The 22,529-nt window shown below is 69.7% G+C and carries 21 protein-coding genes; 12 read left to right on the top strand and 9 right to left on the bottom strand.

Features of this window, described 5'->3' with window-relative positions; all coding sequences use genetic code 11:
- Window positions 1–166 precede the first annotated feature (166 nt).
- Together AB0N66_RS15145 and AB0N66_RS15140 are read left to right on the top strand one after the other, a co-directional pair.
- Window positions 167–1,354: an ROK family transcriptional regulator gene (locus AB0N66_RS15145; RefSeq protein ID WP_365433735.1), complete on the top strand. Its 1,188-nt coding sequence runs from the start codon at window positions 167–169 to the stop codon at window positions 1,352–1,354.
- 52 nt (window positions 1,355–1,406) lie between these two features.
- Window positions 1,407–2,936, top strand: a complete 1,530-nt coding sequence (locus AB0N66_RS15140) for a M81 family metallopeptidase (protein ID WP_365433732.1) — start codon at window positions 1,407–1,409, stop codon at window positions 2,934–2,936.
- 51 nt (window positions 2,937–2,987) lie between these two features.
- Here the strand turns inward: AB0N66_RS15140 and AB0N66_RS15135 are convergent, their stop codons facing one another.
- Entirely contained in the window at window positions 2,988–3,215 is a 228-nt protein-coding gene (locus AB0N66_RS15135) for a chaplin (protein WP_365433729.1), read from the bottom strand.
- A gap of 203 nt (window positions 3,216–3,418) precedes the next feature.
- On the opposite strand from AB0N66_RS15135, the gene AB0N66_RS15130 reads away from it, so the two are divergent.
- The 3 genes from AB0N66_RS15130 (at window position 3,419) to AB0N66_RS15120 (ending at window position 5,266) form a co-directional block, all read left to right on the top strand.
- On the top strand, window positions 3,419–3,625 hold the full coding sequence (locus tag AB0N66_RS15130) for a hypothetical protein (protein ID WP_365433726.1): 207 nt from the start codon (window positions 3,419–3,421) through the stop codon (window positions 3,623–3,625).
- A gap of 182 nt (window positions 3,626–3,807) precedes the next feature.
- The gene (locus tag AB0N66_RS15125; RefSeq protein ID WP_365433723.1) at window positions 3,808–4,635 is read left to right on the top strand and encodes an SAM-dependent methyltransferase; all 828 of its coding nucleotides are present in this window, start codon (window positions 3,808–3,810) and stop codon (window positions 4,633–4,635) included.
- An 88-nt stretch (window positions 4,636–4,723) separates the two neighbouring features.
- Window positions 4,724–5,266, top strand: coding sequence for a hypothetical protein (locus AB0N66_RS15120; protein ID WP_365433721.1), 543 nt, complete (start codon window positions 4,724–4,726; stop codon window positions 5,264–5,266).
- Between the two features lie 96 nt (window positions 5,267–5,362).
- Here the strand turns inward: AB0N66_RS15120 and AB0N66_RS15115 are convergent, their stop codons facing one another.
- From AB0N66_RS15115 to AB0N66_RS15105, 3 genes are all read right to left on the bottom strand, one after another.
- Entirely contained in the window at window positions 5,363–5,881 is a 519-nt protein-coding gene (locus tag AB0N66_RS15115; RefSeq protein ID WP_365433718.1) for a hypothetical protein, read from the bottom strand.
- Between the two features lie 189 nt (window positions 5,882–6,070).
- Window positions 6,071–6,574, bottom strand: coding sequence for a DUF6624 domain-containing protein (locus AB0N66_RS15110; protein ID WP_365434485.1), 504 nt, complete (start codon window positions 6,572–6,574; stop codon window positions 6,071–6,073).
- Between the two features lie 65 nt (window positions 6,575–6,639).
- Window positions 6,640–7,203 (bottom strand): ATP-binding protein, encoded by a 564-nt coding sequence (locus AB0N66_RS15105; protein WP_365433715.1) that lies wholly within the window; start codon window positions 7,201–7,203, stop codon window positions 6,640–6,642.
- 153 nt (window positions 7,204–7,356) lie between these two features.
- Here AB0N66_RS15105 and AB0N66_RS15100 point away from each other — a divergent pair, with 153 nt between their 5' ends.
- Window positions 7,357–8,169: an SDR family oxidoreductase gene (locus tag AB0N66_RS15100; RefSeq protein ID WP_365434482.1), complete on the top strand. Its 813-nt coding sequence runs from the start codon at window positions 7,357–7,359 to the stop codon at window positions 8,167–8,169.
- A 50-nt stretch (window positions 8,170–8,219) separates the two neighbouring features.
- Here the strand turns inward: AB0N66_RS15100 and AB0N66_RS15095 are convergent, their stop codons facing one another.
- Window positions 8,220–9,632 (bottom strand): hypothetical protein, encoded by a 1,413-nt coding sequence (locus AB0N66_RS15095; RefSeq protein ID WP_365433712.1) that lies wholly within the window; start codon window positions 9,630–9,632, stop codon window positions 8,220–8,222.
- Window positions 9,633–9,887: 255 nt separating this feature from the next.
- On the opposite strand from AB0N66_RS15095, the gene AB0N66_RS15090 reads away from it, so the two are divergent.
- The 4 genes from AB0N66_RS15090 (at window position 9,888) to AB0N66_RS15075 (ending at window position 12,510) form a co-directional block, all read left to right on the top strand.
- Window positions 9,888–10,754, top strand: a complete 867-nt coding sequence (locus AB0N66_RS15090; protein ID WP_365433709.1) for a helix-turn-helix transcriptional regulator — start codon at window positions 9,888–9,890, stop codon at window positions 10,752–10,754.
- Between the two features lie 3 nt (window positions 10,755–10,757).
- Window positions 10,758–11,003, top strand: coding sequence for a DUF397 domain-containing protein (locus tag AB0N66_RS15085; protein WP_266822500.1), 246 nt, complete (start codon window positions 10,758–10,760; stop codon window positions 11,001–11,003).
- A 158-nt stretch (window positions 11,004–11,161) separates the two neighbouring features.
- Window positions 11,162–11,659: a hypothetical protein gene (locus tag AB0N66_RS15080; protein ID WP_365433705.1), complete on the top strand. Its 498-nt coding sequence runs from the start codon at window positions 11,162–11,164 to the stop codon at window positions 11,657–11,659.
- A gap of 41 nt (window positions 11,660–11,700) precedes the next feature.
- A complete protein-coding gene (locus AB0N66_RS15075) occupies window positions 11,701–12,510 on the top strand; it encodes an SAM-dependent methyltransferase (protein ID WP_365433702.1) in 810 nt (269 codons plus the stop codon).
- A gap of 38 nt (window positions 12,511–12,548) precedes the next feature.
- Here AB0N66_RS15075 and AB0N66_RS15070 read toward each other — a convergent pair whose 3' ends face one another.
- The 4 genes from AB0N66_RS15070 to AB0N66_RS15055 all read right to left on the bottom strand — a co-directional run bounded on the left by AB0N66_RS15070 (window position 12,549) and on the right by AB0N66_RS15055 (window position 19,539).
- Entirely contained in the window at window positions 12,549–13,946 is a 1,398-nt protein-coding gene (locus AB0N66_RS15070) for an FAD-binding oxidoreductase (RefSeq protein ID WP_365433699.1), read from the bottom strand.
- A 158-nt stretch (window positions 13,947–14,104) separates the two neighbouring features.
- Window positions 14,105–16,699: an AAA family ATPase gene (locus tag AB0N66_RS15065; protein WP_365433697.1), complete on the bottom strand. Its 2,595-nt coding sequence runs from the start codon at window positions 16,697–16,699 to the stop codon at window positions 14,105–14,107.
- Between the two features lie 37 nt (window positions 16,700–16,736).
- On the bottom strand, window positions 16,737–18,875 hold the full coding sequence (gene glgX / locus AB0N66_RS15060; RefSeq protein ID WP_365433695.1) for a glycogen debranching protein GlgX: 2,139 nt from the start codon (window positions 18,873–18,875) through the stop codon (window positions 16,737–16,739).
- 121 nt (window positions 18,876–18,996) lie between these two features.
- On the bottom strand, window positions 18,997–19,539 hold the full coding sequence (locus AB0N66_RS15055; protein WP_365433693.1) for a pep a2: 543 nt from the start codon (window positions 19,537–19,539) through the stop codon (window positions 18,997–18,999).
- Window positions 19,540–19,844: 305 nt separating this feature from the next.
- On the opposite strand from AB0N66_RS15055, the gene AB0N66_RS15050 reads away from it, so the two are divergent.
- Both AB0N66_RS15050 and AB0N66_RS15045 read left to right on the top strand, forming a co-directional pair.
- The gene (locus AB0N66_RS15050) at window positions 19,845–20,111 is read left to right on the top strand and encodes a DUF5133 domain-containing protein (RefSeq protein ID WP_365434479.1); all 267 of its coding nucleotides are present in this window, start codon (window positions 19,845–19,847) and stop codon (window positions 20,109–20,111) included.
- A gap of 76 nt (window positions 20,112–20,187) precedes the next feature.
- Window positions 20,188–22,431, top strand: coding sequence for an alpha-1,4-glucan--maltose-1-phosphate maltosyltransferase (locus AB0N66_RS15045; protein WP_365433691.1), 2,244 nt, complete (start codon window positions 20,188–20,190; stop codon window positions 22,429–22,431).
- The last annotated feature ends 98 nt before the right edge of the window (window positions 22,432–22,529 follow it).

Genomic DNA, 22,529 nt, shown 5'->3' with positions numbered 1-22,529 from the left:
GGTGGCGGGAGTCAGTCAACGACCCGATGGGTCGAAGAAACAGACGCCTTCCTGTAAAAAGCCTGTTTCTGCTGTTCTGAAAAAAGTGGAAGGGCCGCTTCTGGACGTACTCTCATCGCCTCGGACCCCACGTCGGAAGTTATTTCGCCCATGACTGAAAAAACCCATGCCTGACAAGAGCGCGGCGCACCGCAGGGGCGTCACCGGTGTCTCGTCGCTGGCCGAGCGTGTCCTCGAACTGCTCTCCTCCGGGCAGGCGACCACCCGCACCGAGCTCGCCGAACTCCTCGGCGCCGCGCCATCGACGATCTCGCTCACGGTCGGCCAGCTCGTCGCCCTCGGGCTCGTCGCGGAGGAGGGCACGCGTTCCTCCACCGGGGGCCGCCCGCGCAAGGTCCTGCGCCTCGGCGGCAGCGAGGGGTTCGCGATCGCGGCCGAGCTCGGCGGCAGACACGCCCACGTCGGCGTCGTACTCCCCGGTGGCGGGATCACCGATGTCTCGACCGTGCCGTTCCCGACGGCGGACGGGCCCGAGGTCGCGCTTCCCGGGCTCGCCGAGACGCTGGAGTCCCTCGCCGAGCAGCACGGCCGGCACCTGCTCAGAGGTGTCGGCCTCTCCTTGCCGGGTCCGGTCGACGTCGCCTCCGGCGTGGTGACACTGCCCTCCCGCATGCCCGGCTGGAACCGGTTTCCCGTGAGGGCCTGGCTTCAGGACCGCTTCGGCGTTCCGGCCGCGATCGAGAACGACGCCAACTGCATGGCCGTCGGCGAGCACAGCGTCCAGCCCGCCGGGCGACGTCAGTCGATCATGGTGAAGACAGGCTCCGCGATCGGCGCGGGTGTCATCGTCGACGGGCGGCTGTACCGGGGCGGGACCGGCGCCGCGGGCGAGATCACCCACGTACGGGTCGAAGCGGGCCACGCCATCCCCTGCTCGTGCGGCAACACCGGCTGCCTGGAGACCGTTGCCTCGGGCGCGGCCCTGGTACGGATCCTGCGCGAGAGGGGACGCGACGTCACGTCGATCGAGGACGTCGTCCGCCTCGCGTCCGACGCCGACCCGGAGGCGACCCGCGCCGTCCGCCAGGCCGGCCGCTACCTCGGGATGGTGCTGGCCGCGAACGTCAACTTCTTCAACCCCGACGCCGTGTACCTCGGGGGCATCGTCTCCACCCTCGAACCGTTCGTCGCCGCCGTACGCAGTCAGTTGTACGAGGGCTGCCATCCGCTGGTGACCAAGCATCTGGTGATCGAGCGGGCGAGCCTCGGGGCCGATGCCGGGCTCGTCGGCGCCGGGCAGTTCGCGCTCCAGCACGCCCTGGCACACGCGCTCCAGGCCGTGACCGCAACCTGACACACCAGCGCAATCCGACACGCCGGCCAAGGCCATGTCGCAAGGAGGAGCCATGTCGCGATCCCGTAGTGCCGTCGTCCGTCCCGTCATCGCCATCGCCGGACTCGGCATCGAGTCGTCGACGTTCTCGCCCGCGCGGACCGACGCTCCCGCCTTCCATCCGCTGCGCGGCGAGGGCGTCCTGACGCGCTATCCCTTCCTCGCGCCCGGAACACCGCTGCGCGAGGCCGCCGAGTGGCACGGCGCGCTCGTCGGCAAGGCGCTGCCCGGCGGCACGGTGACCGCCGCCGCCTTCGCCGAGCTGAGCCACGAACTCGTCGAGCGGCTCGCGGACCTGCCGCGTCTGGACGGCCTCTGGTACGACATCCACGGCGCCATGACGGTGGAGGGCATCGACGACGCCGAGGCCGTCCTGCTGGCCCGGGTCCGCGCGACCGTCGGGCCCGAGGTGATCGTGTCCACCTCGATGGACCTGCACGGCAATGTGTCGCGCGAGCTGGCCCACATGAGCGACCTGATCACCTGCTACCGGATGGCCCCGCACGAGGACCACCTGGAGACGAAGGAACGGGCGGCGCGCAATCTCGTGAACCTGCTCACGACAGGTGCGCCCCGGCCGTTCAAGGCCTGGATCCCGGTGCCGGTCCTGCTGGCCGGCGAGCAGACCTCGACGCGTATCGAACCGGCCAGGAGCGTGTACGCCGCGGTCGACGACGTGGAGGCGATGGACGGCGTCGTGGACGCCGCGATCTGGGTCGGGTACGCCTGGGCGGACGAGCCGCGCAACCGGGCCGCGGTCGTCGTCACCGGCTCGTCCGCGTCCGCCGTCACCGCGGGCGCGGAGCGGCTGGCCCGTGGATTCTGGGAGTCGCGGCGCGAGTTCGCGTTCGTCGCGCCGACCGGGTCACTGGACGAGTGCCTCGACGAGGCGCTCGCATCCTCCCCCGACGCCCGGCCGTACTTCATCAGCGACACCGGCGACAACCCTACGGCGGGCGGCGCCGGAGATGTCACCTGGGGGCTCCAACGCGTCCTCGCCCGGCCGGAGTTCAAGGGTCCGACCGGCCCTGTGGTCATCTACGCCTCGATGCCGGGCCCGGACGCCGTCGAGGTCGCCGAGAAGGCGGGCGTCGGTGCGACGGTCACGGTCACGGCCGGAGCGGAGGTGGACGACCGGCATGCCGGGCCGGTCACGATGACCGGGGTGGTGCACGCGGTGCGGCACGGGGACCGGGACGCCGGGACCGAGGTCGTCCTGCGGGTCGGCAGCGTCCACGTGATCCTGACCGGGCTCCGCAAGCCGTACCACCACGAGCACGACTTCACCGACCTCGCGCTCGATCCGCGCGGCGCCGACATCGTCATCGTCAAGATCGGCTACCTCGAACCGGAACTGTTCGACATGTCCGTCGGCTGGAAGCTCGCGCTCACCCCGGGAGGTGTCGACCAGGACCTCGTCCGCCTGGGCCACCGCCGCATCCGGCGCCCCATGTTCCCGTTCGACCCGGAGATGACCGAGCCCGACCTCACGGCCCGGATCATCGCGCCGTCCGACGAGCCCCTCACCGGCGAGGACGACTGAACCGGCGGGGAACCGCCGGGCAGGGAAATCCTGCCCGGCGGCACACTTGGATCAGCGGCACTCGTTCCCGTCGGCCGGGTTCAGCAGCCCCACCACGTTGATGGAGTTGCCGCAGACATTGAGGTCGAGGTCGACAGGGATCTGAACGACGTTGCCTGACAGGACACCGGGGCTGTCCTCGGCGGTACCGACCGGGTGGGGGTCGGCCGCGGCGGTGCCTGCGGTGAGCAGCAGGGCCACGCTCGCCAGTCCGGTGGCGGCCATCAGACGGATACGCATAGCAAGCTCCGATCAGTCGCGGGGTTGCGAGTGCCTCCACCATCGCCTCGGCGGCGGCCGGGCGACATCGCTGTACGCCCGAACGGGGCCGCTCTCCGGCGAGGGCCACCTGATCCGCGCCTGGGCGGGACGCGTCACGCAGGGCGCGAGGCGCGCGGAATACCCGTAGCGTGAGAGGAGATCAGGTGGAACAGGGAGAGATCATGTCAATCAGCCAGCCCGATTCGCCCTCGCCGTCCGACGACATCGCGACCCCCGACGCGCTGCTGCACACCGGCGCCGGAGGCGCTGTGACCCCCGAGGACCTGGTACTCGCCGCAGGCCGGGACATCACCCCGAAGAACCTCGCCTGGGCCGAGCGCAAACTGGCGGCGGAAGGGCCCGCGGCCCTCGACAAGCTGCTCCCCTAAGTCCTGAAGACCGCGAGTTGCCGCATCGCATACACCCCCGAGCGGCCGCAGTCTCTCCTTCGCTGCTTCGCCAAAGCCCTTATTCCGGCGAAGAGTTGGGATGTCGAATCGAGGCGTGGAGCGCACCCGTTCGTCTAGGTTGACGGTCGACCGTCGAACACCGCTGCGCAGGAGGCGCCCTCGTGTCGGATCCGGACCCTCAAATCGTTGCCGCCACCGAGTTACGTGTTCGTATCGACACCACCAAGCCGCACTCGGCGCGCTTTTGGAACTACTTCATCGGTGGCAAGGACAACTACGAGGTCGACCGCGAAATCGGCGATCAAATCAAGGAGATAGCCCCCGGGCTGGTCGACGTGGCGCGCACCAGCCGCCACTTCCTCGGGCGCGTGGTCCGATATCTGGCAGTGGACGAGGGCATCCGCCAGTTCCTGGACATCGGCACCGGTCTGCCGACCGCGGACAACACCCATCAGGTGGCCCAGCGGTTCGCACCGGACGCGCGGATCGTGTACGTCGACAACGACCCCTTGGTGCTCACCCACGCCCGCGCCCTGCTCACGAGCACTCCGGAGGGGCAGACGTCGTATCTCGACGCAGGCTTGTACGACCCCGACGCCATCCTCAAAGCCGCCGCGGACACGCTCGATCTGTCTCAGCCGGTCGCGCTGATGATCCTCAACACCCTCGGCCACGTCGCCGACAACCACCAGGCGCGCGGTCTGGTGTCCCGGATCCTGGGCGCACTCCCGCCGGGCAGCTACCTCGTGATCAGTGACGGCACCGCCACCAGCGAGAACATGATCGCGGCCTCGGACTCGTACAACTCCAGCGGCGCCGTGCCGTACTACGTGCGCAGCGTCGAGGAGATCGGCGGCTTCTTCGACGGGCTCGATGTGGTGGAGCCCGGCATCGTCCCGGTCACCAAGTGGCGTCCGGACTCCGGGGGTTCCGCGGGTACCGACATCGCCGTCGACGCCTACGGCGGGGTGGGCCGCAAGCTGTCCTGATCCCGACGTACCTGGTGGGCAGGGAACCCGTGGGTGAAATCCCCCGCCCCCTCACTCCGGAACAGGCGCCCCTGCGACACTGAACCGTATGGATCCCCGACACCTGAGACTCGGCCGCCGTCGCATCTGGATGCTCAGCGGGGTCTGCTTCCTGGTACTCGGCCCCATCGGCTTCTCCCTGGGTGGCTGGATTCCCCTCGTAGTGCTTGCCGTCGCCCTCCTCGTGGCCACGTCGGTCTCGCACTGGAAAGCCCCGGCATGGCTCGCGCCCGCCATCGCGAAGGGACAGCGCGAGAGCCGGCAGGACGCCGCCACCTTCTGTGTCGTCATCGCCGTCAGCGGGTACGCCCAGCCCCTTGCGCTGCCTTCCCCTTCTTCCGAGGACATGGCGGCTCTTCGTCTGGAGGCGCACCGGGCCGCGGCGGACGACGATCTGTCCGAGGAACTGCGCGGCCTCGCGGCCGACGCACTCGGCGCCGCGGACCTCGCACACGCGGAGGGCACGCCGGCGGCCTGGCGGGCGGCGCGGGCGGACTCCGAACGGCTGGCGCATGCCGCCCAGGAGGGCAACCCCTACGTGCGCCAACTCCTCATACAGTGGGTCGAGGGAAACCCGGCCGCGGAACACTGAGGACTGAGGACTGCCCGGCGGGTCACGCGGGTCATGCGGTTCGGGATCCGCGGGTCATGTCGGAGGCGGGCGCGGCACGACGCGGGAACGCGCGGTTCACGACCCCGCTTCCTTCCGCAGAAAGTTGCTCACCTGACAGGCGAGGCTGTCCCTGGCCGCGTCGGAACGGTCACCGGCGTCCACGGGAAGCTCGACGGAGGCGATCCCGCCGGCCCACAGATATCGCTCGGTCCACTCCTCGTCGACCTTCAGCTGGATCTGGATGTCCACCCGGGACAGCCGGCCGTCGGGGCACGCGGCGTACAGGACCGAGGTGGCGCGACGCAGCGGATAGATGTCGAACCCCTCGATGAACTGTGAGTTCCGCCAGTCGAGGAACGCGCTCTCGCCGTCGTCACCGACGCGGATATCGATCTGGCCGTCTTCGAGATGGATACCGAAACGCTCACTCGTGCGATTTTCGACGGTGACACGAAACCGGAAGTAGGTCAGTTCCTCGGCGGCGTCGTCACGCCCTCGCGGTGGCTCCGCCTTTTCCACGCCGTGGACGCGGACGCGCAGACCGGCATGCTCGTCGTACTCCTGCCAGTCCCCGACCACGTTCGGCTCGCGCACAGTGCACCTCTCCACCTCAGAGAGCTGTTTCCTATCTGTGCTCTCGACGCAGTGTCAAATGAGCTGGACATGCCGTGGCCAGGGATTTCCCTCTTCTTGATCGGCGATCAAGCCGTGCGCAGCCAGAACCCTTCCCGAGCGGGTTCGCCGGCAATTCGGTACGTGCCGCACATCACGTTCCGCGGTGTCTCACTCGCCCACGCGCAACGTCCGCATCTGCTCGTCGAGCGGGCCCAGGCCGACGTCGTGGCGGCGCTCGTCGAGCGTCTGTGGCCGGCGGACCGGATAGGGGCGGAAGGTCACGGGGTTGACCCGGGTGCCGTAGAACTGCGGCTGCCCCTGTTCGACCGCGCAATGGTCGGCGATATAGGCGTGGTGCAGGGCGGGGCAGCGCCCGTCCGCCGCGGCCTGCGCGATCAGATCGCGGCACCTGAGCTGGAAGTCGAGGTCCGCGGCATGCAGCAGGATCATGAGGGCTGCCGTCGAGGCGGGTGCGCCGACGAGGTCGGCGGCCGGCCAGCCATGGTGGTCGACGATCGTCCTGAGGGCCGCGGCGTTTGCTCCGCGGCGCTCGTCGACGGCACGGCGGCACTGCGGGGCGGGGTTCGCCCTGGCCTGCCGCATCAGGCGACGCTCCTCGCCGGCCCTGCGCTCCAGTTCCCCGGCGAGCGCCGTCGCCAGCGCCGGAACCATCCGGCGTGCCTCCACCCGGTCCCGCCGCGCGTCACGACTGACCGCAAGGTGGCCTGCGGAACTCTTCATCGCGTCTCCTGAAACGCCAGCGCGAACCACACCCTCTTGCCCGTGGTGCCGGTTTCGGGCGGCGCGATGCCCCAGTCGTCGGCCAGCGCGGCCACGATGGCCAGCCCGCGTCCCGACTCCTCGGCTCCCTCCGCCGTACGGGGGCGCGGCAGGGCGGACGAGCGGTCGGCGACCGTCACACGCAGGTCGCGCCGGGTGCACTCGATGGTGACGGTGATCACGTCGCCCGCGCCGGGGCGGCTGCCGTGTCTGATGGCGTTGGCGAACAGCTCGCCTGTCGCCAAGACAGCGTTGTCAACGCACTCGGGCGGTACCCGCAGGCGAATCAGGTACTCGGCGACCATGGACCGCACGCCTGACGCGCGTGACGGGTGGGCGGGGACCGTCGTCCGCAGGAGGTGGGTCCTGCTCTCAGGGACCACCGGGGGCACCGGAGTCACCGGAGTCACGGCGGCCCCAGAGGGCCGGATCTGCCCCGCCGGGTCGTGGCCATCAGCCGAGTGGACGTCACGTGTCAGTGAGGCCGACGGCCCGCGGCGATGCGCCCTGGATGCCGTCATCGATCCTCCTTCGAGTGCTGCACGGTGGGGGACGGTCTCGGTGGCTGCCCGTGCAGCCAACACGCCGGACCAGGGCGGGGACCAGGGGGAACAGGGGTTGTCCGGTTGCTGGCCCGTAGTGGTGTGGGATGTATGTTCGATCACGTGAGGGACGTGAGCGGGAGCCAGGCCGAGGTGCACCGGAGCGGTGGCACCGGGTGGCCAGGCGTGCGCGGCAAGCGCGTACTGGTCACCGGTGGCACCCGGGGACTCGGGGAGCAGATCGTGCGGCTGCTGGCAGCCGAGGGGGCACAGGTGGCGACCTGCGCGCGCACCCCGCACGGCCTGGCGGCGCTGGCCGGCTCGCTGGACACTCCCCTGTTCACCGAGCCGCTCGATGTCACCGAGCCGGAGCGCCTCGAGGCCTTTGTCGCGGCCTCGGCGAAACGTTTCGGCGGCCTCGATGGGGTGGTGGCCTGCGCGGGCGGGTCTCGCGGGGGCGCCTTCGAGCAGGCACAGACCGCGGACTGGGCGGCGACCTGGGAGGTGAACGTCGGCCATACGGTACGACTGGTGCGGGCCGCGCTCCCGCATCTGCGGTCTGCGGGCGGCGGCTCGGTCGTGGTGATCTCGTCGATCTCCGGCTGGAAGCCCGGTCCGCCCGTCCAGTACGGGGTCGCGAAGTCCGCGCAGATCCACCTGGCGGCGTCGCTCGCCCGGGAGTTGGGTCCGGACAGGATCCGGGTGAACGCCGTCTCTCCCGGGTCGATGCTCATCCCGGGCAGGCGCTGGGACCGTATGCGACGGGAGGACCCCGAGGCGTTCGCCGGATTCCTGGCTGCGGAGTTCCCGGGCGCGGATCCGGTCGCTCCCCAGGAAGTCGCCCGTGTGGTGGCCTTCCTGCTGTCCGACTGGTCGAGCGGGATCTCCGGAGCACATCTCCCCGTCGACCGGGCCCAGAACGCGCCCTCGCCCGACGGCTACTAAGAGGACGGCTGCTAAGAGGCCGAGGGGTTCTGAGACACGAGGCCGGTCCGTCATGCCACCGCCCCCAGCACCGGACGGGCCTTGCGTTCGAACTCCTGCACAAGGGGCTCGTGGCGGCGCGACTCCAGCCGCCCGCGGAAGTCGCGCAGTGCCTGGATCGACCGTTCGCTGTGCACGGTGCTCAGGGTGTCGAGAGCGGCCGTGGCGGTGCCGAGGGCCTCATCGAGGCGGCCCTGCTGGAGATGGGCGGTCGCCAGTACGGAGCGGCTGATGGCCTGGCGCCTGCGCCGGTCGGCGTTGGCGCTCAGCGACTCGCCCGCGGTGCGCTCCGCCTGCGCGGCAAGCCCGAGGTCACGGAAGCAGAGCGCGGACTCGGCCTGGAGGTAGTGGTGGTCGAGGTAGCGCACCCAGACGGATTCCTGTCCGGCACCCCGGCTGGCGTCCAGTTGCCGCTCCGCCAGGTGCAGGGCCTCGGTGGCCTCGCCCGAGCGGTCCTGGGCAGCGTGTCCGCGCGCCGACATGGCGTACAGGCGCATCAGACCGAGCGGGCTGCCCGCGTCCTTCGCGGTGGCGATACCGGCCCGGGCCAGCGCCACTCCCTCGTCGGGGCGCCCGAGGCTGGTGGCCAGATGGGAGAGCCCGGCCAGGATCTGACCGCCAAGGACCCGGTCGCGGCCCTCGGCGCACAGGCGTAGACCCTGGGTCATGTAGCGCTGGGCGAGGCCGTACTCCCCCGCGTCGTACGAGCTCCAGCCGGCCATCGCGGCGAGGCGCGCGGCGGCGGCGTACAACGAGCGCTGCACATGCGGCGGCGTACCGCGTCGCTGCAGCATCGGGACGACCTCGGTGGAGAGGTAGTGGACGATGCTGGTGCGCACTCCGCCGCCGCCGTACTGGTTGTCCATCTGGTCGAACATGGCGATCATCGCGTGGACCTGCTCGACCGGTCCGCCGCTCGCCGCCAGGTTCGGCCTGCCCTCGCCCTGGTTCTCCAACAGCCAGAGCAGCCATTCGCGTTGGGGGTTCGCCAGTGCGGCGGCGACGAAGGGGACCGAGCCGAGAAGGCTGCGGCGGGAGATGTCGGTGGACCCCAGCTCGGCCAGGGTGTGAAGGGTTTCTGCCACGTCTTCGCCGTAGAGGAGCGCCCGGCCCGCGACCGGGCGCTGCTGGTCGGGGAGGAAGCCGAGGTCCGCGGGTGACACGGCGCGGCCGAGCCGCTCGGACAGCACGGCTGCGATCAACTCGGGTGTGGTGCCCCGTGGTTGCTGGCCCTGGAGCCAGCGGGTGACCGATGCCTTGTCGTAGTGGGAGTCGGCGCCCTGACGGCGGCCCAGTTCATTGACCCGGAGGGCGAGTGAGGCGTAGGAGCAGGCAGCGTCCTTGAGGGCCACCGCCAACGCCTTGTTGGCCCCCGCGGGTGCCCTGCCCGGGTTCCTCGATTGTCCGTCGGTCACGGTGGCCATCCCGGTGTCGCATCACGGTCGCGTGCAGCTGCGTCCAGCCGTACGTGCCCCCGATGCACCAATTCCCGTACGGCCCAACACAGTTGACCTTCCGCACCGCTGACGGTGCGACAGGTCACTCGATCACTATGATGGCCGACACACTCAACATGCAACCGACGTTCTGATAATTTCAGAACGAACCGCATCGCTCTGTCTCTGTCATCGACCGCGTGGCACACTGCACGCTGTGATTGCCGTTCAGGGAGGTGGCGCGTGAGCGAGAACCGCTCCGGCGGCAGTGCACCCACCGTCCTGCGGATGGTTCTCGGCAAACGGCTGAGGCAACTGCGCGAAACGGCCGGGGTGTCGTTCGAGGACGCGGCCCGCGCCATCGAGGTCACACCCCTCACCGTCCGCAGGATGGAGAAGGCCGAGGTCGGGCTCCGCATCCCGTACGTAAGGGAGTTGCTGCACACCTACGGCGTTCCGGCCACGGAGATCGACGACTTCCTCACCATGGCCAGGGAGGCCAACCAGCCCGGGTGGTGGTACAAGTACCGCGACGTGCTGCCCGAGTGGTTCAGCGCCTACGTGAGCCTGGAGAGCGAAGCCAGCGTCATCCGTCTCTACGAACCCCACTACGTTCCGGGCCTGTTGCAGACGTACGACTACGTCACCGCGCTCATGAGAGTCGGCTTCCCCAACGAGTCGAAGGAGGAGATCGCCCGCCGCGTCGATCTGCGCGTCAAGCGTCAGGATCTGCTCGCCAAGCCGGAAGCGCCCGCGATCTGGGCCGTCCTCGAAGAGTCGGTGCTGCGCCGTCCCGTGGGCGGGGCCGAGGTGATGCGGGCTCAGATCGACCGGCTCCAGGAGGCCCTGGACATGCCGAAGGTCAGGATCCAGATCATGCGCTTCGAGGTGGGGGCACACCCCGGCGCGTTCGGTCCTTTCCACCACTTCCGCTTCGGCTTCTCCGAACTGCCCGACGTCATCTACACCGAGAGCCTCGCCGGCGCGGTCTATGTCGACCGTCCCGACGATGTCGTCAGCTATCTCGAAGTACTGGACCGGATGTCCGTGCAGGCGGAGCCGGTCGCACGAACCAGGACCATCCTGGCTGAACTGCGTAAGGAGTTGTGATCCATGGAACGCATGGGCCCCATCCACAGCGGCATGCCGGCCGTCGACCTGGGCACCGAGGGCTGGCAGAAGCCCTGGAGCGGTACCAACGGCGGCAGTTGCGTCGAGGCGAAGCGGCTGCCCGACGGCAGTGTCGCCTTCCGTCAGTCCAGGGATCCGGAGGGTCCCGCGCTGGTCTACTCCCGGGACGAGATGGTCTCGTTCCTCCAGGGCGCCAAGTCGGGCCAGGCGGACTTCCTGATCGCCTGAGGCCCGCCACCCCTTTGCCGGGGGCCGGCACCGCGTCACCCGCGGGCCCCGCCACTACGGCTGCACAACCGGACAACCCGCACGCACCCTCCCGCCGTGCGGGTTGTCCCCTCCACACTGAGGAAGTCGGTCGTCCTGTGGAGGGAGTGGGTGCGGGGATGCTCCTCCACCAGGCCCTCACCCAGTGCCGGACGCTGGTCGTCGAGGGACCGGACGGCATCGGCTGCAGCGGCCTGACCGACCGGCTCACCCGCCATGGATTCCTGATCCGGCGCTCGCGCGAGCACCTCCACCACGTGGACCCGATCCGGCCCTACCGCGAACTCCTCGCCGCCCCGGGCCGGTTGGCCGTCGACGGCGGCATCATCCACGAGCTCGTCTACGGGCCACTGCGCCGCGGGTGCTCCCGGGTGACCTGGATCCAGGCGCTCGACTTCGCCGAAGCGGTCGCCGAACGCGACGGCGCTCTCGTCCATGTGACGGGCGCGGCGGACGACCCCGAGGCGGTCAGCGCGTACGAGCGGGCGTTCCGCACCCTGGCCGAGCACGCCCCCGTCGTGACCTTCGACGCGGGAGACGTGAGCCGGCCGATCCACGGCCCCGCTCCGCCTTGCCCTCAACTCAGGCGCTGCACACAGACGTTGACGATAGGTTAGCGACAGACCGCGTGACGCACGGTAACGGTAGGAGATATCCCATGACAGACGGCCGGCCCACCCCCGACCAAGAGGCTTTGTCCAAGATCGACACCACGGTGCCGCACTCGGCCCGCATCTGGAACTACTGGATGGGCGGGAAGGACAACTACGAGGTCGACCGGGAGGCAGGCGACGCCTACCGCGAAGTCGCCCCGAACATCGAGACGATGGCCCGTGCCTCCCGCGACTACCTGATCCGCACCGTGACCTTCGTGACGGGCGAACTCGGTATCCGCCAGTTCCTCGACATCGGCACCGGCCTTCCCTCGTACGACAACACCCACCAGGTCGCCCAGCGCATCGCGCCCGAGTCGCGCATCGTGTACGTGGACAACGACCCCCTGGTGCTCCGCCACGCGCAGGCCCTGCTCACCAGCACGACCGAGGGCGTCACGAACTACATCGACGCCGACCTGCACGAGCCGGAGAAGATCATCGAAGCGGCGGGAAAGGTCCTGGACTTCGACCAGCCGATCGCCCTGATGCTCATGGGCATCCTCGGCCACGTCCAGGACTACGAGGAGGCCAAGTCGATCGTCAGCCGCCTCCAGGCCGCCCTGCCCTCCGGCAGCTACTTCGTGCACTACGACAGCACCGACACCGACGCCGCGCTCAAGGAGGCCCAGCAGGGTTACGACGACACCGGCGCCGTCCCGTACGTGCTGCGCAGCCCCGAGCAGGTCAGCGCGTACTACGAGGGCCTCGAACTGATGGAACCCGGCATAGTGTCGTGCCCGCTGTGGCGTCCGGAGCCCGGTACCTCACCCGAGCCCACGGACGTCCACGGCGGTGTGGCCCGCAAGCTGTGACGGTCAGGACGCCCGTGACCGTCAGGACGCTGTGACGGTCAGGACCCCGACGCCGGTTCGATGTTCTGGTTGAGCCGGAACAGGTTGTCGGGGTCGCGGTCGGCCTTGATGCGGGCCAGGCGTGCGTAGTTGTCGCGATAGCTGGCCCGCACGCGCTCCTGGCCCTCGTCCATCATCATGTTCACGTAGGCCCCGCCCGCGGAGTACGGGTGCAGGGCGTCGAAGTAGTCGACCGTCCACCGCTTGATGAGGTCGGCGTTGGCCGGGTCGGGGTCCACACCGGCGTAGACGGACGCCCAGCGGGCGTCGCGATAGCTCCACGCGGTGTCCGTCGGGGCGTGGTCGTGGACGGCGCCGTCGATCGGGTACAGGTGCATCGTCGACTTCCACGTCGGCAGTTCGGCACCGAACTTGGCGTGCGCGTCGACCGCCTCGCCGGGGACCTCGTTGACGAAGTCCGCACGCCAGTACCACTGGTCGCCGGGCGGGTAGACCGCGTCGAAGGCCGACTGGATCGCGGGGTGCGGCATCGGCGCGGGGCCGTGCAGCAGCGGCTGGGGCAGGGCGTCCAGGAGCGGTGCCATCAGCCGCGCGGCCTCGTCCGTGTCGTCTCCGATGTAGCACCACACGACGCCGCAGACCTTGCGCAGATGGAGTTCCTCGGGGAACGGCGGGGCCGGCGGGACGGAACCGATCAGGAAGAAGGCGTTCAGTTCACGGGGCGCGTGCGAGATGAAGTCCCGGTAGGCGGGCAGGACTTCGGCGGTGAGTTCGACGGGCCAGAAGGTGGGGCCCGCGACGACCGTGTTCACCTCGTGCAGCCGGAGGAGGAACGAGGTGACGACTCCGAAGTTGCCGCCTCCCCCGCGGATCGCCCAGTACAGGTCGGTGTTCTCGTCGGCGCTCGCGCGAACCAGCTCGCCGCTCGCGAGTACCAGCTCGGCCTCGATGATGTTGTCGATGGTGAGTCCGCATTTGCGGGTGAGATGCCCGAGACCGCCGCCGAGAGCGAGGCCTCCGACGCCCGTCGTGGAGATGATGCCGCTGGGCGTGGCCAGACCGTGCTCGTTGGTGGCGCGGTCGACCTCGCCCCAGACACAGCCGCCGCCGACCCGCACCGTGCGCGCCTGCGGATCGACCTCGACGTCCTTGAGCAAGGAGAGATCGAGGACCACACCCTCGTCGCAGGTGCCCAGGCCCGCTCCGTGATGGCCGCCGCCGCGGACCGCGAGCGGGAGGCCGTGGTCGCGGGCGAAGCCCACCACCTGTGAGACGTCGTCGGCACTCGTACAGAGCGCCAACAGGGCAGGCCGCCTGTCGATCATCCCGTTGTACACACTGCGGGCCTCGTCGTACCCGGGGTCGTTCGGGCCGATCAACTTCCCTTTGAATCCCGCGAGTTCCTGACTTGCTGCTTGTGCAGGCGAAATGGACATGTGAGTCCCCCGTGTCCGGGGAGCGGTTCCGGGTTCCCCTGTCCGGGTCCCCGTTCCAGTCTCCCTCTGATGGTTCCGATCCGCCTGTTCTAGTCCGGCTCCCGGTACGCGGATATCCGTGTCCACCACCCACCTCGCCCCCGGCGGCTACCTACCTTTCACCGCCGGGGCAGCATGCCCAGCTGCACGGCACGGGCGGTGGCCTGGCGCCGGGTGCGGACGCCGAGCTTGTCCAGGACGGCGGAGACGTGGTTGTCGACCGTGCGCACCGACACCACGAGCCGCTCGGCGATCTCGACATTGGTCATCCCCTGCGCCAACAGCCCCATGACCTGCAACTGGCGTTCCGTGAGACCTGCGGGATTCTCCCGTGTCGCCGCGTGCGGGCCCCGCGGGATCCGTCGGACGCCGAGTGCGCGCAGCTCCCCGCGGATCAGGTGGGCGAGCGGCTCCGCGCCCAGCGCGTCCAGCTCGGCGAGTGCGCTGAGCTTGTCGTCGGGGTCCGGGCTCTCGGCGAGGGCGGCGGCATGCTCGTAGGGGCATCCGGCCGTCTGCCAGGCCAGTGCTGCCTCGCGCCAGTGCCCCGCGGTCTGGAGCGCGTACGGATGCTCCGAGCTGTCCGCGGGAACCGACTGCCCGGCCTTGGCGAGCCAGTAGCCGAGCTCCGCCCGGTGCGCCGCGGCGTCCAGCCGACAGGCCTCCGAGAACGTGGTGTCCGCGGCGGCTGTCACCGCGGGGCGATCGCCGCGCAGCCACGCCGACTCCGCCCGGGCCGCGGCGACCGGTCCGGTGCGCTGGAGCTCGCTGCTGCGCACCGCGATCTCCCAGGCCTGCGTGAGCAGTTCGTCGCCGCCGCTCCTGCCGCGACGCACCCGTACCCGGCCCAGTACGGTCAGCGCGGGGCAGCGGGCGGGCACGAAGTCGTGCGCGCCGACCTCTGCGTATTTCTCGGCGTCGTCCCAGGCACCGGCGGCGAGCCGGCGCAGGGCCATCTCGACGTTGAGATAGCTGAGGAAGCCCAGGTGTTCCGCCCGGTCGGCCAGTTCCATGGCCGGGGCCAGGAAGCGGTCGGCCTCGGCGTACTCCAGGTTTTCCAGCAGGCTCCAGATGATGTTGGCGTAGGCCCGGCAGGCGTGTTCGACCTCGTCCGCCCCGAGGGCCACCTTCAGGCTCTCCTCGACCTGCGCCCGTCCCAAGGGGTCGCCGGCCCGCCAGCGGGCCGAGCCGACGTTGTTCAGGGCGTGCGCGAGGATCTCCGCGTCGCCCTCCCGACGGGCCAGGTCGATGGCCCGCTCGCCGAACGCGATCGCCTGTGCGTGCCGGTCGGAGAGCATGTGCAGCTGAGAGGTGTTGCTCAGTGCGAGTGCGAGCAGCCGGTCGTCGCCCGCCCCTTCCAGTACGGCGATGGCTTCCCTCGCCGCCGTCCGCGCCTCCTCGGCGTCACCGGCCCACCAGTGGATCCGTGACAGCCACCGCAGGTCCGCGCCGAGCGCCCGCGCGTCTCCCAGGGACCGGCGCAGCGCGACCGCCTCCCGCTCCGCGTCGACGGCGGCCACGGAGTCCGCGATGGTGTAGCTCTCCACCGCGTACTGCTCAAGGAGTCCGGCCAGCTCGGTCGGGGTGAGCCGCTCACGGTGACGGAGTACGAGCCTGAGATGAGCGGCGGCTTCGCGGTGGGCGCCCGCGCGGGACGCGTCCTGTGCGGCGCCGGGGCCGTGCCGGGCGATCGCTTCCAGGTCGCCCGCCTCCGCCGCGTGATGGACTATCCGGGAGGCGTCGGAGCCCGGTACGGCGACGAGCGCGGCGAGTACGCTCCGGTTCAGTTCGATCCGCCGTGCGGCCGGCAGCGAGTCGGCGATGGCGCGGCGGATCAACTCGTGCCGAAAGTCTGCCCGTTCGGGGGTGACGACCATCAGCCCGCGCTGCTCGGCCGCCGCCAGCTCGGCCACGTCGTCCGTCAACAGGGCCTTCACCAGCGGACGTTCCACCGCGGAGGGCACGACGGCCAGCTGCTCCAGAGCGTCCCGGGTGGCGTCGTCCAGCCCTCGCAGCCGGGCCAGTACGGCGTCCACCACCGTCGGTGGTACGCCACCGGTACCGCCGGCCGCCACCACCTCGGCCACGAAGAACGGGTTGCCCGACGTCACCTCGTACACCCGCACCGGATCCAGCTGACTTGCCGCGCTCAGCCGGCGTACGGCGCCGGCGGAGAGCCGGGACAGTGGCAGGCGATGCACGCGCTCCGCCCGGGACACCTGGCCGAGCAGATGGCGCAGTGGGTGTTCGCGGCCCAACTCGTCGTCCCGGTAGGTCAGGACCAGCATGGCGGGGAGCCGCTCCACCCTGCGGACGAGAAAGCGCAGGGCGTCCAGGGAGGCCTCGTCGGCCCAGTGCACGTCCTCGACGACGAGTACCGCAGGATGCGGCGCTCTTCTCAGCTCCGTCCGCAGGGCGTCGTACACCAGATGGCGGTCGCCTCCCTCGGTGAGCACCCGCGCGAGTTCCGGGCCGACGCTCCCGACCAGGTCACGGAAGGGCCCCAGCGGCCGTCGAGTCGTGAGGTCGTCGCACTCCCCCAGCAGCACGCGCGCGCCCGGGGGCAGCACCTCCGGCAGTGCCTTCACCAGGCTGGACTTGCCGATCCCGGCTTCTCCGAAGACGAGCGCAACGGAGCCGGCGCCGTCGGCCGCTTCGCGCGCGGCGGCTGCCAGTTGGGCGAGTTCGTGGTCGCGTTCGAGGAGCCCCCGTTCCACGGGACAATTCTGGCACGCGTGGCGCCCGTCCAGTACGTCAGCGTGCGGACCGCGCCCGCACCTCTTCGCCACGGTGGGGCCGGGACAGCAGCAGGAGACTGCGCGCCTCGACGCGGACTTCGGTGCCCGCCTTGCGCTCGGACTCGTCCGGCAGCCCCTGCGGATCCGCGGTGTCGATCCGTACGCTCCACCGCTCGCCGTAGGTCGCGTCGGGAAGGCGGAAGGTCACCGGCTCCCAGTGGCTGTTCAGAAGCAGCAGGAAGGAGTCGTCGACCACCGGATCGCCGTACGGGTCCGGCTCGGCGATGGCGTCGCCGTTGAGGAAGACGGCGACGGCGTGGGCGTCGGGGCGCAGCCAGTCCTCGTCCGTCATCTCGCGCGCGTCCGGGCGCAGCCACACCAGGTCGGGCAGCGGCTGATGCTCGTGGGTCGGGGTGTCGCCGAGGAAGAAGCGGCGGCGACGCAGGACGGGATGGGCGGCGCGCAACGCGATGGCGCGCCGGGTGAAGTCCATGAGCTCGCGCTGCTCTTCGCTCAACTTCCAGTCGATCCAGGAGACTTCGTTGTCCTGGCAGTAGGCGTTGTTGTTGCCCCGTTGGGTGCGGCCCAGTTCATCGCCGTGGGCGAGCATCGGGATGCCCTGGGACAGCAGCAGGGTGGCGAGGAGGTTGCGCTGCTGGCGGGCGCGCAGTTCCAGCACGCCTTCGTCCTCGGTGGGGCCTTCGGCGCCACAGTTCCAGGAGCGGTTGGTGCTCTCGCCGTCCTTGTTGTCCTCGCCGTTGGCATCGTTGTGCTTGTCGTTGTACGAGACCAGGTCGCGCAGGGTGAATCCGTCGTGCGCGGTGACGAAGTTGATGCTGGCGCGGGGTCGGCGCCGGTCGTGCTGGTAGAGGTCGGAGGAGCCGGTCAGCCGGGAGGCGAACTCGCCGAGCGTGTGGTCGCCGGCGCGCCAGAAGTCCCGTACGCAGTCTCGGTACTTGCCGTTCCACTCCGACCACAGGGGTGGGAAGTTGCCGACCTGGTAGCCGCCTTCGCCGATGTCCCAGGGCTCGGCGATGAGTTTGACCCGGCCGACCACCGGATCCTGCTGGATCAGGTCGAAGAACGCGGAGAGCCGGTCCACCTCGTGGAACTGCCGGGCCAGGGTGGCCGCCAGATCGAAGCGGAACCCGTCGACGCGCATCTCGGTGACCCAGTACCGCAGCGAGTCCATGATCAGCTGGAGCACGTTCGGGTGCCGCATCAGCAGGCTGTTCCCGGTACCGGTTGTGTCGTAGTAGTGCGCCTGGTCGCCTTCCACCAGGCGGTAGTAGGAGGCGTTGTCGATGCCGCGGAAGGAGAGCGTGGGGCCGTATCCGTTGCCCTCGGCGGTGTGGTTGTAGACGACGTCGAGGATCACTTCGAGGCCGGCCGCGTGCAGCGCCTTCACCATCGACTTGAACTCGCTGACCTGCTCCCCGCGCGTGCTGTGCGCCGCGTAGGCGTTGTGCGGGGCGAAGAAGCCGATCGTGTTGTAGCCCCAGTAATTGGACAGCCCACGGTCACGCAGGAAGCCGTCCTGGACGAACTGGTGCACCGGCATCAGCTCGACCGCCGTGACTCCGAGCGAGGTCAGGTGCTCGATGACCGCCGGGTGGGCGAGCCCCGCGTAGGTGCCGCGCAGTTCGGCGGGGACCTCCGGGTGCGTGCGGGTCAGACCCCGCACATGAGCCTCGTAGATCACCGTCTCGGCGTAAGGGCGCATCGGCGGGCGGTCGTAGCCCCAGTCGAAGAACGGGTCGGTCACGACGCCGAGCATGGTGTGCCCGGCGCTGTCGGCCGGATCGGGCCCGTCGGCCGCGCGCTCGAAGAGCGAGGCGTCGTTGTCCGCCTGTCCGTCGACCGCCCTGGCGTACGGGTCGAGCAGCAGCTTCGCCGGATTGCAGCGGTGTCCAGCGGCCGGGTCCCAGGGTCCGTGCACCCGGTAGCCGTAGCGCTGCCCCGGCCCGACTCCCGGCAGGTAGCAGTGCCAGACGGAGCCGTCGACCTCGGTGAGCGTGACGGTACGAGGAACGCCGAACGCGTCGATCAGTACGAGATCGACGCGTTCGGCGACTTCGGTGAACAGGGCGAAGTTGGTTCCTTCGCCGTCGAATACCGCGCCCAGTGGATAGGGGCGCCCAGTTCGGATGCGCACGTGATCACCGTACGGCGATCACGACCTCCGCGCCTTCACGGGATCACTGAAGGACTGGATCACTGGATCACTGGATCACTGGATCACTGGATGGCGACCACGGACTCGCTGTCGTCACGGTTCATTGGATGGCGACCACGGGCTCGATCTCGTCATGGGAGCCGACGAGCACAACTCCGGGGTTGTCACGGGATCCAATGAGCGCCGGCACGGGCAGTGCGCGAGGCATCCCGCGCGCCTCCCGCAGGCTGGGCGCGGGTGCGGGCGGCATGAGCGGGGCGTGTTCGGCGGCCCGGGCCCGCCACGAGAACCAGATGATCTTGCCACCGGCTCCTGTGGCGCAGCAGCCCCAGCCGTCGCTCAGAGCGGCGATCTGCGCGAGGCAGCCTTGTGGTGTGTTGTGCGGACGGATGTCCTGGTCGTTGTCCGACACGGCCGTGATGAGGTGCTGACCGTTCCACCACATCTCGATGGTCGTGTTCTTGTCCGCCGCGTGCTCCTCGATCGTATGGAGCAGTGCTTCGGCACAGTGACAGACGGACTCGACGAGATTCTCCAGGTTCCAGTACCGGAGGTGAGCGGCCAGAATGCGCCTGACCTGTCCTACCCGTTCCGGGCTGACCTCCACGTCGAGGTGGTAGTAGCTGGGCACTGCAGCTTTCATTTTCGTTGGCTCCTCACCGGCGAAGCTCCCGCTCCTCCTCGCCCCCGCGGGCTGAGCCCCGAACACGTAGCGTGAGCGCTGATCGCTTCTGAGTCAGTCTCAGAGTGGGAGTACTGCTCCATTCGTGCAACACGAGACCGACCTCAATGTTGTTGAAGAGCCAACAAGACGCTCGGTGTCCACACAGGCACCATGGGTGAGGGTGTTGATCTCCGTAACGGATCGGTGCCCCTGCGTGCACGGCCCTCACTCGCCATCCGGGCGAGCCGTGACGCGTTCGAGAGAGTGGGAAGGTGACCAGCGTGATGCTGCTGCCTGCCAAAGCCGAGGTCGCCAGGCATCTTGAGCGGTACCGGGCCTGGGAACGTCTGCTGCTCGCGGCCCCCGCCGACCACACGGTGCGGGGCAACTTCGAGAACACGGGATACACGCTGTGCGTGTTGATGGGCAAGCGTTGCGCGCGCGAGGCCGCGAATGCCGCCGAGCACTATCTGCGTGCCGCTTCGTCGCTGGCGAGGGCGCGAGGTGCCCAGGGCCGGGCGCCGAGCCGGACGGTGGGCCAGTGCCCCTGAGCGCCCCGAGGCGTCGGGGCGTTCCGACGCGGATCTGAACCGCAGGCTGGGCGAGAGGACGGCGGAGGCGAAACCCATGGACGTTAATCCGGACAGCGGCCGTATCCCGACCGTGGATGTCGGCGCGCTCGACATCCCGACCAGGGGAGGCCGCTCGTTCAGTGTGCCGATCAGGGGTACGGGCTCGGCCTCGGTACCGATCACGGGTACGGGCTCGGCCTCCGTACCGATCACGGGTACGGGCTCGGCCTCCGTGCCTGTCGCGGGTACGGGCTCGGCCTCCGTGCCTGTCGTGGATGCCCGCTCCGTCTCCGTCCCAGCCGTAGCTGTGCCTGTCTTCGAGAACGTGGATGCCCACGCCGTCGGCGTCCCGGTCGTGGACGTCCACCCGGTCGTCGAATGCGGCAGGCGGCCGGCGAAGGCGGTGTGCGGCGAGACCTTCCAGGTCACGGCGACCCTCTTCGGCGAGGGCCATGACGCGGTCGCCGCGAATGTCGTCCTGTGCGACCCGAGCGGCCGCCCCGGGCCATGGACCCCGATGCGCGAACTCGCCCCCGGCACCGACCGCTGGGGCGCCGACGTCACGCCGGGAGAGGTGGGCCACTGGACCTACCTGGTGGAGGCATGGCGCGATCCCCTGACCGCCTGGCGCCGCGCCGCCGGGATCAAGGTCCCGGCCGGCATCGACTCCGGGCTGATGCTGGAGGAGGGCGCCGAGCTGTACGAGCGGGCCGCCTCCGGAGTCCCGGACCCGGCGGACCGGGAGGTGGTACTCGCCGCCGCGAACGCCCTGCGCGACGAGTCCGGCCCGCCGACCGCCCGTCTCGCGGCCGCCCTCACCCCGGAGGCGGACGTCGTCCTCGCGGAACACCCACTGCGTGAACGGGTCTCCCGTTCCCTGCCGTTGCCCCTGCTCGTCGAACGGAAGCGGGCACTCTACGGCTCCTGGTACGAGTTCTTCCCACGCTCCGAGGGCACCCGCGAGCAGCCGCACGGCAATTTCCGGACGGCCGCCGCGCGCCTGCCCGCCATCGCGGAGATGGGCTTCGACGTCGTCTACCTGCCACCGATCCACCCCATCGGCACGACGTTTCGCAAGGGCCCCAACAACAGCCTGTCGGCGAGCCGTTCGGATGTGGGCGTGCCCTGGGCGATCGGCTCCCCGGAGGGCGGGCACGACGCCGTCCACCCGGACCTCGGCACGATCGACGACTTCGACGCGTTCGTACGCCGAGCAGCGGACCTGCGTCTCGAGATCGCTCTGGACTTCGCGCTCCAGTGCTCCCCCGACCACCCTTGGGTGGAGAAGCATCCGGACTGGTTCCACCACCGCCCGGACGGCACGATCGCGTACGCCGAGAACCCGCCGAAGAAGTACCAGGACATCTACCCGATCGCCTTCGACAAGGATATGCCGGGGCTGATCGCCGAGACCGTGCGGCTGCTCCGTTTCTGGATGGACCATGGCGTACGGATCTTCCGCGTCGACAACCCGCACACGAAACCAGTGGTGTTCTGGGAGCGGGTCATCGCGAAGATCAACCGCACCGACCCGGACGTGATCTTCCTGGCAGAGGCGTTCACCCGCCCCGCGGTCATGCAGAGGCTCGCGACGGTCGGTTTCCAGCAGTCGTACACCTACTTCACCTGGCGCAACACCAAGCAGGAGCTGACCGACTATCTCTCCGAACTCGCCGGTGAGACAGCCGCGTTCATGCGCCCCAACTTCTTCGTGAACACGCCGGACATCCTGCCGGAGTACCTCCAGCACGGCGGGCGGGCCGCCTTCGAGGTACGTGCCGTCCTTGCCGCGACCCTCTCGCCCGCGTGGGGGATCTACGCCGGATACGAGCTGTGCGAGAACACCCCCGTCAGGGCGGGCGGTGAGGAGTACCTGGACTCCGAGAAGTACCAACTGCGGCCGCGCGACTGGGAGTCCGCCGAGCGCGAGGGCGGCACGATCGCGCCGCTGATCACGGAGCTGAACCGGATCAGGCGGTGCCACAAGGCCCTGCACGAGCTCAGGAATCTCCACTTCCACCAAACCGACAACGATGCCCTGATCGCATACAGCAAGCGCACGGGCGACGACACGGTCGTGGTCGTGGCCAATCTGGATCCTCACCACGCTCAGGAGGCGACGGTCTCGTTGGACATGCCACAACTCGGCCTGGACAGGGACGACTCCGTGCCGGTGCGCGACGAGCTCACCGGCGAGACCTACCGCTGGGGCAGCGCCAACTATGTGCGCCTGGAGCCGGGCACCACACATGTGCTCGCGGTCGGCCCCGCACAGCGGATCGGAGGGTCTCCCGCATGATGCTCAACGAGCCCGTCCCGGATACGTTCGAGGACACACCGGCCAAGGATCGCGATCCCGAGTGGTTCAAACGCGCCGTCTTCTACGAGGTCCTGGTC

The sequence above is a fragment of the Streptomyces sp. NPDC093544 genome (assembly GCF_040683495.1).
GTDB lineage: Bacteria > Actinomycetota > Actinomycetes > Streptomycetales > Streptomycetaceae > Streptomyces.
This window is presented reverse-complemented; position numbering and strand designations above follow the sequence as displayed.

Bases quoted from the DNA above. Each gene is read 5' to 3' on its own strand.
- AB0N66_RS15105 (WP_365433715.1), bottom strand. From the start codon at position 7,203: ATGACGGCATCCAGGGCGCATCGCCGCGGGCCGTCGGCCTCACTGACA.
- AB0N66_RS15045 (WP_365433691.1), top strand. From the start codon at position 20,188: ATGGACGTTAATCCGGACAGCGGCCGTATCCCGACCGTGGATGTCGGC.
- AB0N66_RS15135 (WP_365433729.1), bottom strand. From the start codon at position 3,215: ATGCGTATCCGTCTGATGGCCGCCACCGGACTGGCGAGCGTGGCCCTG.
- AB0N66_RS15130 (WP_365433726.1), top strand. From the start codon at position 3,419: ATGTCAATCAGCCAGCCCGATTCGCCCTCGCCGTCCGACGACATCGCG.
- AB0N66_RS15140 (WP_365433732.1), top strand. From the start codon at position 1,407: ATGTCGCGATCCCGTAGTGCCGTCGTCCGTCCCGTCATCGCCATCGCC.
- AB0N66_RS15075 (WP_365433702.1), top strand. From the start codon at position 11,701: ATGACAGACGGCCGGCCCACCCCCGACCAAGAGGCTTTGTCCAAGATC.
- AB0N66_RS15080 (WP_365433705.1), top strand. From the start codon at position 11,162: ATGCTCCTCCACCAGGCCCTCACCCAGTGCCGGACGCTGGTCGTCGAG.
- AB0N66_RS15110 (WP_365434485.1), bottom strand. From the start codon at position 6,574: ATGGTTCCGGCGCTGGCGACGGCGCTCGCCGGGGAACTGGAGCGCAGG.
- AB0N66_RS15095 (WP_365433712.1), bottom strand. From the start codon at position 9,632: ATGGCCACCGTGACCGACGGACAATCGAGGAACCCGGGCAGGGCACCC.
- AB0N66_RS15070 (WP_365433699.1), bottom strand. From the start codon at position 13,946: ATGTCCATTTCGCCTGCACAAGCAGCAAGTCAGGAACTCGCGGGATTC.
- AB0N66_RS15050 (WP_365434479.1), top strand. From the start codon at position 19,845: ATGCTGCTGCCTGCCAAAGCCGAGGTCGCCAGGCATCTTGAGCGGTAC.
- AB0N66_RS15120 (WP_365433721.1), top strand. From the start codon at position 4,724: ATGGATCCCCGACACCTGAGACTCGGCCGCCGTCGCATCTGGATGCTC.
- AB0N66_RS15145 (WP_365433735.1), top strand. From the start codon at position 167: ATGCCTGACAAGAGCGCGGCGCACCGCAGGGGCGTCACCGGTGTCTCG.
- AB0N66_RS15055 (WP_365433693.1), bottom strand. From the start codon at position 19,539: ATGAAAGCTGCAGTGCCCAGCTACTACCACCTCGACGTGGAGGTCAGC.
- AB0N66_RS15085 (WP_266822500.1), top strand. From the start codon at position 10,758: ATGGAACGCATGGGCCCCATCCACAGCGGCATGCCGGCCGTCGACCTG.